The sequence below is a fragment of the Microbacterium hydrocarbonoxydans genome (assembly GCF_023715885.1).
Lineage (GTDB): Bacteria > Actinomycetota > Actinomycetes > Actinomycetales > Microbacteriaceae > Microbacterium > Microbacterium hydrocarbonoxydans_C.
The window spans coordinates 686,587-703,051 of the sequence record NZ_JAMBOY010000001.1 but is presented as its reverse complement, the minus strand read 5'-3'; the positions used below and the strand labels follow the sequence as shown (position 1 = coordinate 703,051).

General features: G+C 69.6%; 16 protein-coding genes. 12 read left to right on the top strand and 4 right to left on the bottom strand.

Annotated elements, in window-relative coordinates:
• The first annotated feature begins 3 nt into the window (after nucleotides 1-3).
• The 4 genes from M3195_RS03345 (at nucleotide 4) to M3195_RS03330 (ending at nucleotide 3,114) form a co-directional block, all read left to right on the top strand.
• Nucleotides 4-921 (top strand): LysR family transcriptional regulator, encoded by a 918-nt coding sequence (locus M3195_RS03345; RefSeq protein WP_251585132.1) that lies wholly within the window; start codon nucleotides 4-6, stop codon nucleotides 919-921.
• A complete protein-coding gene (locus M3195_RS03340; RefSeq protein ID WP_251585131.1) occupies nucleotides 918-1,715 on the top strand; it encodes a carbon-nitrogen hydrolase family protein in 798 nt (265 codons plus the stop codon). The genes M3195_RS03345 and M3195_RS03340 overlap by 4 nt, the downstream gene beginning before the upstream one ends.
• 31 nt (nucleotides 1,716-1,746) lie before the next feature.
• A complete protein-coding gene (locus M3195_RS03335) occupies nucleotides 1,747-2,508 on the top strand; it encodes an HpcH/HpaI aldolase family protein (protein ID WP_251585130.1) in 762 nt (253 codons plus the stop codon).
• Between the two features lie 156 nt (nucleotides 2,509-2,664).
• Nucleotides 2,665-3,114: a carboxymuconolactone decarboxylase family protein gene (locus M3195_RS03330; protein ID WP_251585129.1), complete on the top strand. Its 450-nt coding sequence runs from the start codon at nucleotides 2,665-2,667 to the stop codon at nucleotides 3,112-3,114.
• An 18-nt stretch (nucleotides 3,115-3,132) separates the two neighbouring features.
• Here the strand turns inward: M3195_RS03330 and M3195_RS03325 are convergent, their stop codons facing one another.
• Nucleotides 3,133-3,654 (bottom strand): hypothetical protein, encoded by a 522-nt coding sequence (locus M3195_RS03325; RefSeq protein WP_251585128.1) that lies wholly within the window; start codon nucleotides 3,652-3,654, stop codon nucleotides 3,133-3,135.
• 136 nt (nucleotides 3,655-3,790) lie between these two features.
• Between M3195_RS03325 and M3195_RS03320 the strand changes: the two genes are divergently transcribed.
• Both M3195_RS03320 and M3195_RS03315 read left to right on the top strand, forming a co-directional pair.
• On the top strand, nucleotides 3,791-4,825 hold the full coding sequence (locus M3195_RS03320) for an iron-containing redox enzyme family protein (protein ID WP_251585127.1): 1,035 nt from the start codon (nucleotides 3,791-3,793) through the stop codon (nucleotides 4,823-4,825).
• Nucleotides 4,822-5,025, top strand: a complete 204-nt coding sequence (locus M3195_RS03315; protein WP_251585126.1) for a CDGSH iron-sulfur domain-containing protein — start codon at nucleotides 4,822-4,824, stop codon at nucleotides 5,023-5,025. The genes M3195_RS03320 and M3195_RS03315 overlap by 4 nt, the downstream gene beginning before the upstream one ends.
• A gap of 3 nt (nucleotides 5,026-5,028) precedes the next feature.
• Here M3195_RS03315 and M3195_RS03310 read toward each other — a convergent pair whose 3' ends face one another.
• Entirely contained in the window at nucleotides 5,029-5,901 is an 873-nt protein-coding gene (locus tag M3195_RS03310) for a hypothetical protein (RefSeq protein ID WP_251585125.1), read from the bottom strand.
• Between the two features lie 219 nt (nucleotides 5,902-6,120).
• On the opposite strand from M3195_RS03310, the gene M3195_RS03305 reads away from it, so the two are divergent.
• The 3 genes from M3195_RS03305 to M3195_RS03295 all read left to right on the top strand — a co-directional run bounded on the left by M3195_RS03305 (nucleotide 6,121) and on the right by M3195_RS03295 (nucleotide 9,236).
• Nucleotides 6,121-6,798: a response regulator transcription factor gene (locus M3195_RS03305; protein WP_251585124.1), complete on the top strand. Its 678-nt coding sequence runs from the start codon at nucleotides 6,121-6,123 to the stop codon at nucleotides 6,796-6,798.
• Nucleotides 6,799-6,850: 52 nt separating this feature from the next.
• Nucleotides 6,851-8,104, top strand: a complete 1,254-nt coding sequence (locus tag M3195_RS03300) for a sensor histidine kinase (RefSeq protein WP_251585123.1) — start codon at nucleotides 6,851-6,853, stop codon at nucleotides 8,102-8,104.
• Between the two features lie 259 nt (nucleotides 8,105-8,363).
• Nucleotides 8,364-9,236, top strand: coding sequence for a hypothetical protein (locus M3195_RS03295; RefSeq protein WP_251585122.1), 873 nt, complete (start codon nucleotides 8,364-8,366; stop codon nucleotides 9,234-9,236).
• Between the two features lie 215 nt (nucleotides 9,237-9,451).
• Here the strand turns inward: M3195_RS03295 and M3195_RS03290 are convergent, their stop codons facing one another.
• Nucleotides 9,452-11,290, bottom strand: a complete 1,839-nt coding sequence (locus tag M3195_RS03290; protein ID WP_251585121.1) for a S8 family peptidase — start codon at nucleotides 11,288-11,290, stop codon at nucleotides 9,452-9,454.
• Nucleotides 11,291-11,584: 294 nt separating this feature from the next.
• The gene (locus M3195_RS03285) at nucleotides 11,585-13,078 is read right to left on the bottom strand and encodes an alkaline phosphatase family protein (RefSeq protein WP_251585120.1); all 1,494 of its coding nucleotides are present in this window, start codon (nucleotides 13,076-13,078) and stop codon (nucleotides 11,585-11,587) included.
• Nucleotides 13,079-13,293: 215 nt separating this feature from the next.
• Here M3195_RS03285 and M3195_RS03280 point away from each other — a divergent pair, with 215 nt between their 5' ends.
• The 3 genes from M3195_RS03280 to M3195_RS03270 all read left to right on the top strand — a co-directional run bounded on the left by M3195_RS03280 (nucleotide 13,294) and on the right by M3195_RS03270 (nucleotide 16,368).
• Complete coding sequence (locus M3195_RS03280; RefSeq protein WP_251585119.1) at nucleotides 13,294-13,518, top strand: RNA-binding S4 domain-containing protein; 225 nt, start codon at nucleotides 13,294-13,296, stop codon at nucleotides 13,516-13,518.
• Nucleotides 13,519-13,622: 104 nt separating this feature from the next.
• Nucleotides 13,623-15,428: a glycoside hydrolase family 15 protein gene (locus tag M3195_RS03275; protein ID WP_251585118.1), complete on the top strand. Its 1,806-nt coding sequence runs from the start codon at nucleotides 13,623-13,625 to the stop codon at nucleotides 15,426-15,428.
• 43 nt (nucleotides 15,429-15,471) lie between these two features.
• Entirely contained in the window at nucleotides 15,472-16,368 is an 897-nt protein-coding gene (locus tag M3195_RS03270) for an SDR family oxidoreductase (RefSeq protein WP_251585117.1), read from the top strand.
• Nucleotides 16,369-16,465 lie beyond the last annotated feature (97 nt).

The following is a 16,465-nucleotide window of genomic DNA, read 5'->3' as shown; positions in this document are numbered from 1 at the left end:
CGAATGGAGACACGACGACTGGAGCTGTTCGTGACCCTCGTGGATGCCGGCGGCTTCAAGCAGGCGGCCGACAGCCTCTTCATCACGGCACCGGCGCTATCGCAGCAGATATCGCGGCTGGAGAAGGACGTCGGGGTCGCGTTGATCGACCGCACCACCCGCCCTATCACCCCCACCGAGGCCGGCCGTGAGTTCTACTACCGCTGCCGGCGCGTGCTGGAGGCCATGCAGCACATCACCCAGCTGCTCGACGATCAGCGCAGCCACGAGTTCGGACGGGTGCGCGTCGGGATCGTCCCCGCGATGATGTTCAGCACTCCCGCCGGCGCCGTGCGCAGCTTCATCCGCACGCACCCGACCGCGACCGTGCAGGTGCGCAGCATCCCTACCTCGCTGCTCGTCGACGAGCTGGAGCAGGGGTCGATAGATGTCGCCATCCTGCTCACCGAGCCCGATCTCAAGGACCTCTCCTCGACCGCGCTGTTCGCCGAGGAGTACCTCGTGGCGCTCCCCGACGATCACCCTCTCGCCGGGGTCGACGAGGTCGACTTCGCGATGCTGCGCAACGAACGGATCCTGCAGGGACCGCGCACCGCCAACCCGACGGGTTACGACGCCGTCGTCACGGCCTGCATGCGCGCCGGATTCTCACCGCGATCGCTCGAGGTCATGGGCTCCTACCTCGACCAGGCGGCGATGGTGTCGGCCGGGATGGGCGTCTGCTTCATCCCGAGGTCGCTGTCGGACATCCCGCAGCACAACGTCGTCTATCGCACGCTCGTGAATCCCTCGGTGGGGCTCACGACCTCGATCTCCTGGTTCGACCGCCGCCTCGACGCGGTCGGCCGGGCGTTCGTGCAGCACTGCATCACCGAGCTCTCCGTTCCGGAGAGCCTCACCACGGAAGAAGGTTCATCATGAAGTTCGCGATCGGCCAGATGGTCTCGGGCGACGACAAGGCCGCGAACCTCGCGGAGATCTCGCGGCTCACGGAGGAGGCGGCGGCCGCCGGAGCGCGCCTCGTCGTCTTCCCCGAGTTCGCGATGTTCGACGTCCCCACCCTCGACGAGGAGTTCGTGAAGCAGGGCGAGCCGCTCGACGGTCCGTTCGTGAGGGGGCTCGCCGAGCTGTCCCGCCGGACCGGGGTCTCGATCGTCGCCGGCATGCTCGAGTCGATCGACGGCGAGTCACGCGGCTACAACACGCTCGTGCTCGTCACGCCCGACGAGGGCCTGTCGCGGGTCTACCACAAGCTCCACCTCTACGACGCGTTCGGGTTCCTGGAGTCCGACCACATCCGCCCCGGCGACATCGCCGGACCCGTGACGTTCACGGTCGACGACGTCACCGTGGGGATGCTGACCTGCTACGACCTGCGCTTCCCCGAGGTGGCGCGCGAGCACGCCGACGCCGGCGTCGACCTGCTGCTCTACCCCGCCGCCTGGATGCCGGGGGCCCGCAAGGAGGACCACTGGAACACGCTCGCCCGCGCCCGCGCGATCGAGAACACGCTCTACGTCGCCGCGGTCTCGCAGGGCCCCGGCGTGGGAACCGGAGGCAGCATCATCGTCGATCCGATGGGGATCACCCTCGGCGAGATCGGCGAATCCACCGGCATCGCCGTCGCCGACGCCCGTCCGGAGCGCATCGCCCAGGTCCGCAGCGTGAACCCCTCGCTCGCCAACCGCCGCTTCACCGTCGTCGCATCCGCCTGACGCCCCCACCCGGAACACCGAAAGGAACATCATGACTCACACACTCAAGCAGGGGGCCTGGCTCTCGGACGGCAGCAGCGCGATCGGCGAGATCGTCGCCGGTCTCGGCTACGACTTCGTCGTGCTCGACATCGAGCACGGCTCGTTCGACCTCGCGATCCTGGAGCGCTTCATCCCGCTGCTCAAGGGCCTCGGACTCGAGGTGCTGTCGAAGGTCCTCGTCCCCGAGCGCGGCGCGATCCAGCAGGCACTCGACTTCGGATCCGACGGCGTCATCATCCCGCACATCGAGGGACTGGAGCACGCCAAGCGCATCACCGACTTCGCGAAGTTCCCGCCTCTCGGCTCGCGCAGCCTGGCGGGCGGCCGCACCATGAGCTACCGCGGCTACTCCGACGAGTGGATCGCCGCGCAGGACCGCGACATCAAGGTCTTCCCCATGGTGGAGGACCCGCGGGCTCTTCGCGACGTGGAGGGCATCGCCGCGCTGCCCACGGTCGACGGCATCTTCATCGGCCCCGGCGACCTCGCGGCGATGAGCGGTCGCGGCGCGTATCGGCAGACCGAGGCCGACTTCGACGACTTCCGCAAGGTGATCGCAGCTGCCAGGGCGAACGACAAGCCATGGGTGCTTCCGGCCTGGACCACGATCGAGAAGGAGTTCGCGATCGCCGAGAACGCCGACTACGTGCTGCTGACCATGCAGCACGCCGCGATCTCGGAGGGCTACGGCAACGCCCGCGCCCTCATGGACGGGCTCATCGCAGACGCTTCCGTCTCCGTCGCCTCCTGACCTGCCGCCCCTGCCGGGCCCTTCCGTCCCGCAGCGATCGAAACGCCCCCGAGACTCTCGTCTCGGGGGCGTCTCGATGTCACCCTCACACTCCCGCCCCCTCCGTCGTCATACGAGTGGAGGCACATCCGGCGCCCCACGAATGAAGGAGACGACGTGTCGCACGTGAACATCGGCAAGATCTACTCGGCCCCCTACAAGGCGATGCTCGAGTTCAACGATCAGGCGGTTGCCGCGGGGGTCGATGCCGGACTCTCGCCGCTGCTCGTCGAGCTCGTCAAGGTGCGGGCATCGCAGTTGAACGGGTGCGCGTTCTGCTTGCGCATGCACAGCGCGGACGCCGTGAAGGCCGGGGAGACCGCCGACCGGCTCGCGGTCCTGGCCGGGTGGTGGGAGTCGCAGTACTTCACGCCCGAAGAACAGGCTGCCCTGCAGATCGCCGAGCGGGTGACCATGATCGGCGATCACGGGCGACTCGCCGATCGCGGCATCGAGGTCGAGGGCGTGCTCACCGAGAAGCAGATCGCCGCCGTGACCTGGCTCGCCGTGGTGATCAACAGCTGGAACCGCATCGCGATCAGCAGCCACTACCCGGTGCACGCCTGATCCGCGGTTCCACGGGCGTCACTGGGCGGGCAGGCAGCCGCCGTCCATGATGTAGCCACCCACGTCGACGGTGACCCCGTCGGCGCGGACCTCGCCGAACACGCACCCGCCCTGCGGCGCCACGGCGCCGAACGCCACGGCCCGCTCGTCGCCCCGCACCTGCGGGTCCGACAGGCCGGCGTCGTCGAGGGCCTGCTCGACGACGTCGACCGAGATGCTGCCGGAATCCCGTAGCGCTTCGAGGCTCTGCTGCAGCTCCGCCAGGGGCTGCGCCGCCGCGGCTCGCTCCTCCTCGCCGAGATCCATCCGCTCGCGGTACCGATCGTTCTGCGCCATCGCATGGTCGGGGTCGTAGGGCGCGCACTCGGGGGGCAGGGTCTGGCCCTCGACCTGTGGACACGCCACCGTCGGGCTCGGGGTGGCGGAAGATGTCGTGGCCCCGGGGCCCGTCGCGGTGGCGCATCCGCCCAGCAGCAGCATCGTCGCGACGACGAGCGGCGCGCCTGCCCGCCTCGCCGCATCCCCCCGGATTCCGGTCATGGCGCCATGCAACCACATGGCCCCCGCCCCGTCGAGCACCATGCGCTTCCGCAGATCACCACCCCGCGTCAAGTCCCTTTGTGACCGGCGTGCATGCGCGCAGACTGCGAGCATCCGACCGATGGGAGCATCACCGATGACTGCGCTCGCGCATTCCACTCTCGACACCGTGACGGCGCGGGGGCCGATCAGCGAGGCCGTGCTCGGCCGCCTGCGCGGGCACGCCGACACCGCTCCCGCAGATGCCGCCCGCGCAGCTCTCCCTGCGGTCGCCGATGCGATCCGCGACGACGACGTGCAGCTGTCGCTGTTCCTGCTGTACGCCTCGTCGTACGGCTCGCTCCCGGGCCTCGACCCCGATCTGGAATGGGACGCCGAACTGATCGCAGCGCGTCGGATTCTCGAGGAGTCGTTCGAGGAAGCGCTCCGTGCGCAAGTACCCCAGCCGGAGTCGCCCGAGCCGACGGTGGATGCCGTGGGCCGCGCGCTCTTCTCCCTCGCCGCGGCCGATTCGGGTCCGAGCCTGTCGCGGTACGTGGCGAAGAAGGCGACCCGCGAGCAGATCCCGGAGATGTTCGTCCAGCGGTCGATCTACACGCTGCGCGAGGCCGACCCGCACTCCTGGGCCATTCCCCGTCTGCACGGGCGGGCGAAGGCGGCGCTGGTCGAGATCCAAGCCGACGAGTACGGCGGCGGGCGGCCCGATCGTGTGCACGCCGAGATCTTCGCGCGGGCGATGCGCGGCGTGGGTCTCGACGACACCTACGGCGCCTACGTCGACGACGTGCCTGCCATCACCTTCGCCTCGCACAACCTCATGTCGATGTTCGGCTTGAACCGACGACTCGTCGGCGCGATCGTCGGGCACCTCGCCGCCTACGAGATGACCTCGTCGATCCCGTGCCGCCTGTACGCCGACGGGCTGCGCCGGCTCGGCTTCTCGGACGACGTCACCGACTACTTCGACGAGCACGTCGAGGCGGATGCCGTGCACGAGCAGATCGCGGGGCGCGACCTCGCCGGAGCCCTCGCCGAGGACCACCCCGAACTGCTCGACGACATCATGTTCGGCGCATCGGCCTGCTTGACCGTCGACGGCTGGATGGGCGGGCACGTGCTCGACGCGTGGCAGCGTGGAGAGTCGTCGCTCCGCGCGGGGGCAGTCGCATGACGGCGTCCGACGCGGTGACGATCACGGCCTACCCCGATGGACCGCTGCTGGTGCGAGGCGCGGCGTCGCTGCAGACCGTCGAGGGTGAGCCGATCGAGGTCACTCGTCGCACGGTCGCCCTGTGCCGGTGCGGCCTCTCGACGATCAAGCCGTTCTGCGACGGCACGCACAAGGCGGCGGGGTTCCGCACCGACGTGTGAGATCTACCACTCCCACTCGACCGCGATCATCCCGGGGCCGAAGTCGTACTCGATGTGCGAGACGCACGCTCCGACGGGCGACGTCGCGAACACGCGGTGGGTGTCCTCCGTCTCCACGGAGACGAGGCATCGGCGCGGCAGGTGCTCGGGGTCGAAGTAGATGAACACGCCGACCTCGGCCTCTGGCCGCACCGCGACGAGCCCCTGGAAGTCGCTGACCGCGTCCGGCTCGTAGCGGTGGTCGAACGACTCCCATTCGGCGAGTGCCATGTCGCCCTTGAGGAGCGGCGCGTTCAGCCGCACGGTGACGCGCATGACCCGCTGCCGCGTGTCGGTCACGACGTCGGACAGTTCGCATCCGATCAGACCCCGCACCTTCGGCGGCGCCACCTCCTCCGGTTCGACGGTGAGGAAGGCGGCCACCTCCTGCGCGCCGTCCACTCGGGCCTGCCAGACGTTCCTGGCGACGTTGCGCGTCAACCTTCCGGTCGCATCCACGTACGACATCAGGGTCGAGGAGCGCTCCGACAGCTGCCGCGCCGAGCTCTCATCCGTCACGCTGTTGTGCTCGAGGCCGATGAAGCTGGCGAAAGGGATGTTCCGGTCCGGCGGAACACGGCGGTGCGGACGCAGCATCCCGGCCAGGTGCCCGTCATCGAGACCGAGGAGGTCCTCGAGTTCCCGAACCACATCGGCGGACGCATCCGTGCTCGGTCGGCGCGCTCCGGACTGCCAGAGCGAGAGCGAAGCGATGCTCACCTCGTGGCCGCGGTCGCGCAGCCGACTGCGCAGCGTGCGCAGCGAGATCCCGCGCCGCTCGAGTGCCCCTCTGAGAGCCTGGGCGAACGCGCTCGGCGGTGATTCATCGCTCTCCATTCCCCTCCCTCGGAACGGTGGCGGCCCTTCCGCCATGGCGATTGTGACAGAGGCTCCCCGCGGCCGAACGCGCCATCCCGTGATCCCGACGCTGTATATCGGTTGTGGATGTCCGCCTTGTCCCTCGGCACCGTCAACCGGTTTCATAATTCGTCCCGTCGCCTCGGTTCCCGAGCGTCCTTCAGCCCTGATTCAGCGCGCGGCCGCCACACTGGGTGAATGCGGATCCTGGTGGTGGACGACGAGGTGCGCTTGGCCGACGCCGTTCGGCGGGGCCTCGAGGCGGAAGGCTTCGCGGTCGACGTCGCGCACAACGGTGTCGACGGACTGTGGCGGGCCCGCGAGACCGGCTACGACGCGATCGTGCTCGATCTCATGATGCCGGGCATGAGCGGCTGGAAGGTCTGCGAGGCGCTGCGCGCCGAGGAGAACTGGACGCCCGTGCTGATGCTGACCGCGAAGGACGGCGAGTGGGATCAGGTCGAGGCGCTGGAGACCGGCGCCGACGACTACGTGACGAAGCCGTTCTCGTTCGCGATCCTCGTCGCACGGCTCCGGGCCCTCGTGCGCCGAGGCGCCGTTGCGCGACCCGCGATCCTCGAAGCGGGCGACCTGCGGCTCGACCCGGCGGCGCATCGCGTCTGGCGCGGCGACACGCTCATCACCCTCACCGCCCGCGAGTTCGCCGTGCTCGAGCACCTGATGCGGCATCGCGGCCAGATGCTCTCGAAGCGCGCGCTCATCGACGGCGTGTGGGACGACGATTTCGACGGCGATCCGAACATCGTCGAGGTGTACGTCGGCCACCTGCGCCGCAAGGTCGACAAACCGTTCGGCCGTGAGGCGATCGAGACGATCCGCGGCGCCGGCTACCGATTGGCGGCCGACGGTGGGTAGTCGCGGGTGGCGCTCGGTGCGGGGACGGACCACACTCGGAGCGACTCTCGTCGTGGCCGCGGCGCTGCTCATCGGTGCGTTCTCGTTCTACGGCATCCTCAGCGCGAGCATCCGCGCCACCACCGAGCGCGCCGCGGAGCAGCGGGTCGAAGAGCTCGTCGACCGCCTCGACGGCCCCGGCGGGCGAGACGTCCGCACGCTGGACGACGAGATCGTGCAGGTGATCGGACCGGACGGGACTGTGCGAGCCGCGAGCGAGGAGGCGCAGGACGAACTCGGCTCGACCGCGCTGCCCTCCGACGGTGACACGCACACGATGACCATCGACGACAAGCCGATGCTCGTCGTCTCCGAGGACCTGCGGGACGACCAGACCCTCGTGCTCGCGGTGCCCCTCGACGACGACGATGAGGCGCTGTCGACGGTCGCGCTGCTCCTCGTGATCGCCGTTCCGCTGCTGCTGGCGCTGGTCGCCGCGACCACCTGGCTCGTCACAGGGCGCGCGCTGCGACCCGTGAACCGCATTCGCGAGGAGGTCGACGGGATCACCGCCGAACGCCTCCATCGCCGGGTCGAGGTGCCCCCGTCTGCCGACGAGATCGCCGCGCTCGCCGTCACGATGAACGGGATGCTCGACCGGCTCGACGCCTCGGCGACCGCCCAGCGCCGGTTCGTGTCCGATGCCTCACACGAGCTGCGGTCTCCGCTCGCGACGATCCGTCAGCACGCGGAGCTCGCGCGCACGCACCCGGCGACGACCAGCCTCGACGAGCTCGCGGAAGTCGTATCGGAGGAGGGGCTCCGCCTGCAGGGCATCGTCGAATCGCTGCTGCTGCTGGCGCGCCTCGATGAGGGGGCGAGCACGCACGACGAACTGGTGGATCTCGACGACCTCGCCCTCGGTGAGGTGCGACGGCTGCGCGCGTCGGGTCTCGACGTCGACGGCTCCGGCATCGCGGCGGCCCGCGTGCAGGGGGATCCGCGGCTCCTCGGTCAGCTCGTGCGCAACCTCGCCGACAATGCCGCCCGGCACAGTCGCGGTCGCGTGGCGGTGGGCGTCACGCCCGTCGACCGGCACGTGTTCGTCACGGTCGAGGACGACGGATCCGGCGTCCCTCCCGAGGAGCGCGAGCGGGTCTTCGAGCGCTTCGTGCGGCTCGACGAGGCGCGGAGCCGGGATGCCGGAGGCAGCGGACTCGGGCTGTCGATCGTCCGTGCCATCGCGACCGCGGCCCATGGCACGGTGACGGTGGACGAGTCGCGCTGGGGCGGCGCCCGCTTCGTGGTGATGCTGCCCCTCGCCTGACACCGCAGTTGTCGGTTGGTCACAGGTCGTTGAGCGAGGAGCGCAGCGACGAGACGAAACGCGGTACGCGTCGCACGGCACTCACCTCGTTTCGTCTCGCTCCGCTCGCTCAACGATCCGGGGGTTTGGTCACCGGTCGTTGAGCGAGGAGCGCAGCGACGAGACGAAACGCGGCGACCACCGCGGAACGCCGCGTTCCTGAAAGCCGCTTCAGGAGGCTTCAGGATCGCTTCAGCGCCCGTCCGACACCATCGAAGACATGAACGACAAGACCCCGAACCAGGACCACAGCCCCGAGTCAGAGGATGCCGCGCGCACGGCGCCCCAGACCACCCCGACCTCGTCGCCGGATGCACCGACGGTTCCCGTCGCCCCGGCATCCGATATCCCCGCCGCGCAGACCGCGCAGCACCCCGCGACGGGTGCGACCGCGCAGTCAGCACCCGTGCCGGCCGCACCCGCTCCGAAGAAGAGCCGACGGGGATGGCTGATCGGCGGCGGGATCGCCGCCGCCGTGCTGCTCGCCGGAGGCGGAGTCGCCGTCGGTGCGGCGATCGGCGACGAGTTCGGCGACGACGACGATCGCCCCGGGTTCTCCGAGGGTCCGCGCGGCGACGAGGACGCACCCGATCAGGGCCAGCGGGGCGGAGGGCCCGGCGACGACCGCGACGAGGACCGACGCGACGAGGGACCGTCGGACGGCCCCGTCACGGGGATCGGCACCGACTCCGCGGACGACCTCATCGACGTCGCGAACGCCGCGCGCGGCGCCGCGGAGGGCGAGGTCACCTCGATCGACGCCAAGCGCGACGGCACCTGGGAGGTCGAGCTCACGAACGGAACCGGCGGCGAGACCGAGGTCCGCGTCGACGCCGAGGGGTCGGCGACCGTGATCTCCTCGGACGACGAGGCCGACGACGACACGGCTCCCGCGTACGTGCTCGACGACGCGGCTCTGCGTGCCCTGGTCGCGGCGGCGCTCGACGAGGCCGATGGTCTGATCACCGACCTCGACGTCGACGACGACGCCGCGAGCCCTTATGACGCGCGCGTCGTGTCGAGCGACCGTCGATCCGTCGACATCGACTTCAGCGCCGACTTCGCCGTGGTCGGCACCGACACCGACGACTGACGCCGCGCGGTCTCGTCGCTGCGGCCCAGCTCCGACCACCTGCCGTTCACAGGAGAACGCCGAGCCGTGAACGCGACTCTGATCTCCTGGTGACACGATCGCACGCGGCAGGGGTGCCGAGCGGTCGTTCTCCCGCCGTCCTCCTCGTCGACGGCACCGGTGGGCGGAGCGCCTTCATCCGCTCCGCCCACCTTGACCTCACCTTCCGGTGATGCTCACTTCACCGTGGCCGCGAAGGCCCCCGATCCCGCGTCGGCCTTGACGACCAGACGATACGAGCCGGCTGTCGCCCGGTAGCCGAATTTCTCATCCGGGTTCATCGACGTGCCCTGTGCGACGGTGATCCAGCCCAGGAACGAGTAGTTCCGCTGCAGGTAGACGTCGAAGTCCGCCCCGTCGGGTCCGTCGAGGCAGACCTCCAGCGAGCCGGCGACGCGGGTGAACGCCGCCGAGGTCGCCTGCTGCCCGGCGGTCAGCGAGCCGGAGCTGACGAGCGTTCCCGCACAGGTGCTGGGCGGGGTCACGGCGCCCTCCGCCACGACGATGCGGAAGGTCATCGAATCGCTGGTCGTCGGTGAGCCGGCGTCGCGCACGGTGACGGTGACGTGGGATGTCGCAGCAGCCGTCGGCGTTCCGGAGATCGTTCCCGTCGATGCGTCGATCGTCAGACCGTCGGGCAGCCCCGTCGCCGTGAACGCGTAGGGTGCAGTGCCGCCCGTCGCTCGGGTCGCGATGCTCAGCGGCTGCCCGACCGTGCCGCTCTGGTCGGCGACGGCGGCGAGGTCGACCGGTGTCGGCCCAGGAGGCGTCGCGCCGTTCAGGAATCCGGTGAAGAGCAGACGGTTCGTCGACGCAGGGTCGAGGCCGGTGATCTTGCCCGGTGTCGCGTTGTCGATGATGGCCGCATGCACCTGCGCCGGGGTCGCGGCGGGATCGGCGCCGAGGAACAGCGCCGCAGCACCGGCGACCTGCGGCGAGGCCATCGACGTGCCTGTCGCGGTCGCGGCCTCGGTGTCTCCGGTGAACCATGAGGAGACGATCTCGCTACCCGGAGCCCAGACGTCGAGGCACCGGCCCCAGCTGCTCGAGGGAGCCTTGGCGTCGACTCGGGTGGTGTTGCCCACCGTGATGGTCTCGGGTACGAGCTGGGGACTGTACCTGCATGCGTCGTCGTTGCTGTTGCCCGCGGCCGAGACCCAGGTGACGCCCGATGCGACGAGATTCTTGACAGCCGTGTCGATCGAAGGGATCGAGCAGGCGGTGCGGCATCCGACGCTGTAGTTCACGACGGCCGGTCGGACGGCGTTCTCGGCGACCCACTCGATGCCCTTGAGAATGGTTGTGCTGACCGTCTCACCGCGGCAGTCGAGCACGCGCACCGGGTACACGGAAGCCTTCTTGGCCACGCCGTACGTCGAGCCGACCGCGGTACCGGCGACGTGCGTCCCGTGCCCGTTGCAGTCGGCGCCGTTGCCGCCGGCAGTGACGGCGTCGAAGCCCGGGCGGATCCGCCCCGCGAACTCCGCGTGAGTGAGACGGATGCCGGAGTCGACGATGTACACGTTGACACCCGAGCCCGCGGAATCCGGATACCGGAACCGCGCGTCGAGCGGGAGATCGCGCTGATCGACGCGGTCGGTTCCCCAGCTGGGCGGGCCCACCTGCTCGTCGAGGGCGTACACCTTCTGCGCCTGCTCCACGTGGTCGACGCGGTCGTCAGCGGCTATGGCGAGCGCCTCCGATTCGGTGAGGGTCGCGGAGTATCCGTCGAGCACTGTGTTGAACACGTCGAGGATCTCGCCGCCGAGGGTCTGCGTCAGTGCGGAGGCGATGTCGTCGGCGGCACCGAGAGCGGACTGGGGCTTCAGGACGACGAGGTACTCGCCCTCGACCGCGGAGGGCGAGGCCGCACCCACGATCTCCGGGTCGTCGGGATCGTCTGCGGTCGCGCCGGCGAACGACGGGGTCATGATCAGCGAGAGACAGGCGAAGGCGGCGGCCGTTGCGGTGAGGCCGCGTGGGGAGAGCCGGCGCTTCCGGGCGAGTGGGGACAAGGTTCTTCCTCTCGTGGTTGAGAACGGGGCGCCTGGGGCGCGCCCTTGCTGACGGAACCTAGGGGCGGGCGTGGGAGGCGTCAACCCGTCGGAGGGCGTGACGAGGCTGCCCGACACCGTCCCTCAGGAGCCGACCGCAGCAGGAAGAAATCCCGGAACTCCGCGGCACGACGGCCCGTGCGGTGGTCTCTCCGCATGGCGGTGGCCGCTTTCTTGGGCGCAGTTAATATTCCGGGATGAAGCAGAAGGGCACGGTGGGCGGCGTCGTCGACGCCGCCCACCGCGCCCCGGCGCTCACCCCACCCGCAGGTCGTCCACCGCCCAGTACCAGTTGTTGTCGCCTCCGGTCAGCGAGAATCGCACTCGCATCGACGACGCGCCGCCGGGAACGGCCACCGTGAACTTCTCCGCGACCGCGATCCGATCGCCTGTGTACGTGGTCACGTTCTGCCAGGCGCCCCCGTCGAACGAGACGAGGACGGACGCCGTCTCGGCACCCTCCTTGCGATAGTGCGACACGAAGGACACCGTCGCGCTGCTCTTGCCGCCCACCGCGTAGGTCTGCGAGGTGAGCAGGCTGTTGAACGTGCCGGTGCGCGCCTTGTCCGACCACTCGTCGCTGTCCGCGACCGCGAAGACGCCGCGGGCCCGCACGTTCGACTCGCGCTGCTGACCGCGCTCGGTGGCGGTCCAGAACGGGTCGGTCGTGAGCGACCACCCCCGCCATTCGGTCACGCCGCCTGTGCCCATACCCGAGTCGTCGACGCTCCAGCCCGACGGGAACGACTTGGTCCATCCCCGAGTCGTGGAGGGGATCCCGGTCTCGTCGACACGGCCCTGCAGGCTGCCCGCGCGGGTGTCGAACGGGTCGGTCGACGTCGCCGAGAGCGGACGTCCGTCGAACTCCGCGGGGATCGCCACGCCGAACATGCTGAGCACGTCAGCGGCGATGTCGACGTTCTTCGGCGCGACAGCCGGTGTGGTCTTCGCCACCCCCGGACCGGTCTTGATGATGAACGAAGAGCGCTCGGCCGCCGTGTTGCCGCCGTGCCCACCGCCGTCGGTGTGACCGTGATCGGAGGTGATGATGTACGTCCACGACTCCGACGCGGCGTTCGGGCGCGAGGCGACTGCGCTGCGGATCTGTCCGATGTACCCGTCGATCTCGGCAACGGCATCCAGGTACTGCTGCGAGGCCGCGCCGTAGGAGTGACCCGCGTGATCGACGTCGTCGAAGTGGATGAACGAGGCATTCGGTGCGGAGTCGCGCAGGTACGATGCCGCATTCGCCGCGGTGTCCGCGTCACCTGTGGAGACGTACCGGCGGTCGACGGCGGTCGTGATGAGGCCAGGCCCCCCGGAGCCGTTGATGAGCGGCGCCCACGTGACGGCGGCGTAGGTGCTGTGTGCGCGGTCGGCGTTCTCGAGGCGCGTCAGGAAGTCGGGGTAGGCGGCGATGCTGGCGGCGGTCCAGCTGTTGCCGAGGACCTTGTGCTTGTCGGGCCACACTCCGAGGAGGTTCGTGGCCCAGCCCGGCCCGGACAGGGTCTGGGCCATGGGTGCCGCGTAGAGCGAGGTGGTGCTCGAGTACCCCGACGCGATCATCGAGTCGAGGACGGGGGCGTTCGCGGGAGCGATCTTGTCGAACAGCAGACCGTCCACGCCGATGACGACGACATGGCGATTCGGATCGACGGCCGCGGTGGCGACGATGGGGACGGCCGAGGCAGCTGCCGTGCCGGCGAGAGCGCCGGCGACGAGGATGCCCAGCGTGCGAGCGAGCTTCATGGGGTTCCTTCTGACGGGGGGGTGTGCGGAGGTCTCCGACAGCCCCGAGGATGACACGAAGCGCCGCAACATAGGAACCTATCTGCGGCCCCGTTCATGCAGACTTCACCTCATAGGTGCCTACCTCGACACGCCCGCGGCGACGCGTTCGCAAACGACCTCCTCGCCGAGAACAGGACCATGCACAGAGCCCGGCCGCGACTACGATCGCAGTCATGGCGAAATCCGAACCGACCGACGTGTCCATCGGCGGCGAGATGATCCGACTCGGGCAGTTCCTCAAGTACTCCGGGCTGCTCGACTCGGGCGGCGACGCGAAGGAGGTCGTCATCGACGGCTTCGTGAAGGTCAACGGAGAGGTCGATCGTCGCCGAGGACGCCAGCTGCGCGACGGCGATCTCGTCACCTTCGAGGGGCGCACGGTCCGGGTGCGGCCCTGACCCGCACGCCCCGTGCGACCACGCGGCTCTCTCGCGTCTAACCCACTCCCCCGGGTCCGCGCAAGGCGTTTGCCAGGTCGGCTGCGGCCATCGAGCATGGGGTCATGCCCCCCGCATCCCCCGCTCGTCCGATCGGGTCGTACGCGCCCATCGGCGACGGGCGCACGGTCGCCCTGATCGGCGAGGACGGACGGGTGGACTGGCTGCCGCTGCCCGATCTCACCGATCTGCCGGTGTTCGCACGACTGCTCGACGACGAGACCGGTGGGTGCTTCGAGCTTCGGCCCGACGGGGATTTCCGCTCCGAGCGCCGCTACATCCCCGACACCAACGTGCTCGAGACGACGTTCACCACCGACGACGGCGTGGTGCGGGTGACCGACGCGATGGTCTCCGGGGTGGCCGGACGGATGCCGTGGGCCGAACTCGCGCGACGCATCGACGGCGTCGAGGGCGCGGTCGCTATGCGGTGGCGCGTGCAGCCGGGATCGTCGCTGCAGACAGCATCCCCGTGGTTGGAGCGCACGGAGCACGGCGATGTCATCCGCAGCGGCGAGACCGCGTTCGCTCTGACGGGGTTCGAGCACGGTCCGGCCGACCCCGACCCGGATGCCCCGCTCGGGGCGGAGCTGACCGGTTCGTTCGCGACCTCGCCGGGTTCGCGTCATCTGCTCTCGCTCGCAGCCACCCACGACGAGCCCCTGCACCTCCCCGACCCCTACAACGTCGACGACGGCATCGACCGCACGATCGAGAACTGGCAGCACTGGTCGCGCGTGTTCTCGTACGACGGCCCGTGGCGCGAGCAGGTGCAGCGCAGCGCGCTCGCTCTCAAGCTGCTGATCTACAGCCCGTCCGGGGCGATCGCCGCCGCCGCCACGACGTCGCTGCCGGAGAACCCCGACGGCGGGAAGAACTGGGACTACCGGCACGCGTGGGTACGCGACCTCGCCTACACGACGCATGCGCTCGTGCGTTTCGGCCTCCGCGAGGAGACCCACGCTGCGCTGTCGTGGATGCTGCACACGATCCGTCGCCACGGCGACGACCTGCACGTCATGTACACGCTCGACGGGGATCTCGTACCGGCGCCGACCGAGTACGACGTCTCGGGGTGGGACGACATCGGCCCGGTCGTCACAGGCAACCCGGCCGGCGAGCAGCTGCAGCTCGGCGTCTACGGCGACCTTATCGCGATCTGCCGTACCTACGTCGACGCCGGCAACGTGCTCGACATCGGGACAGGGCGGATGCTGTCGCAGATCGCCGACCGGACCTGCGACGTGTGGCGGAACCCTGACTCGGGCATGTGGGAGCTGCCGGAGCAGCGGCACTACACCTCGTCGAAGATGGGCTGCTGGAAGGCGCTGGAGGATGCCGTCGCCCTCGCCGAGGCGGGCGCGATTCCGGGGAGCGCAGAGCGCTGGCGAGCGGAGCGCGACCGCATCCGGCGGTGGATCGACGAGAACTGCTGGTCCGAGGAGCGCGGCGCGTACGTCTTCTATCCCGGCGCCGACGCGCTCGACGCGTCCGTGCTGCTGCATGCGCCGAGCGGCTTCGATCGTGGCGAGCGCATGTCGTCGACGATCGACGCCCTCATCGATCAGCTCGGGGCCGGCGCGCTGCTGTACCGCTACAGCGGCGTCTCGGCCGAGGAGAAGACGTTCGTCGCGTGCGCGTTCTGGCTGGCCGAGGCACTCGCCTGCGTCGGCCGTCACGAGGAGGCGCGCGAGCGCATGGACCAGCTGCTCACACTCGCGAACGACGTCGGCATCTACGCCGAGATGATCGACGCCGACGACGGCTCGGCCTGGGGCAACACCCCGCAGGCGCTCAGCCACCTGGCCTTCCTCACCGCGGCGATGACCATGCGCGAGGTCATGCCCTCAGACCTGCTGCCCGACAGCTGACCAGACCGAAGACCACGACCGGAAAACAAGGAGAGGAGACACCATGTCTCGTGACCAGTACACCTTCGTCAACCCCGCCGAGCTCTACTCCGACATCGAGCCGCAGAAGCAGCACATGCCCGAGCCGGGACTCGACGCCGATCTCACACCGAAAGCCGACCTCGGCGAGGAGTCGTACCGCGGCTCCGACCGCCTGAAGGGGCGCAAGGCGCTCATCACGGGTGGCGACTCGGGCATCGGCGCCGCCACGGCGATCGCCTTCGCACGTGAAGGGGCCGACGTCGCCCTGTCGTACCTGCCCGAGGAGGAGGAGGATGCGGCGCGCATCGCCGGCATCCTGCGCGAAGCCGGCGCGAACGTCGCGACCATCCCGGGCGACCTGCGCGACCCGGAGTACTGCCGCACCCTCGTGTCGGAGGCGGTCGGCGCGCTCGGCGGACTCGACATCCTCGTCAACAACGGCGGCAAGCAGATCTTCCAGGAGTCCCTGACCGACATCACCGACGAGCAGTTCGACGACACGTTCAAGACCAACGTGTACGCGATGTTCTGGATCACGAAGGCGGCACTGCCGCACCTGAAGCCCGGCTCGACGATCATCAACACGACGTCGATCCAGGCCTACTCGCCGTCGGGCATCCTCGTCGACTACGCGTCGACCAAGGCGACCATCAACGCCTTCACGAAGGGTCTCGCCGAGCAGCTCGCACCGAAGGGCATCCGCGTGAACGCCGTCGCGCCCGGTCCGATCTGGACGCCGCTGCAGCCGAGCGACGGCCAGCCGCAGGAGAAGATCGAGCAGTTCGGCGAGGAGACCCCACTCGGGCGCATGGGTCAGCCGGCCGAGCTCGCACCCGCCTACGTGTTCCTCGCCTCGGCCGAGTCGAGCTACGTCGCCGGCGAGACGCTGAACGTGAACGGCGGCATGCCCACTCCGTGATGGCACGGGTCTCACATCGCTGAGACCACTCTTGTCGCCGAGACCCATCGCGCTCGTCGAGACCCACCGCCCGGTACGTCGGGGGAGGTGGGTCTCG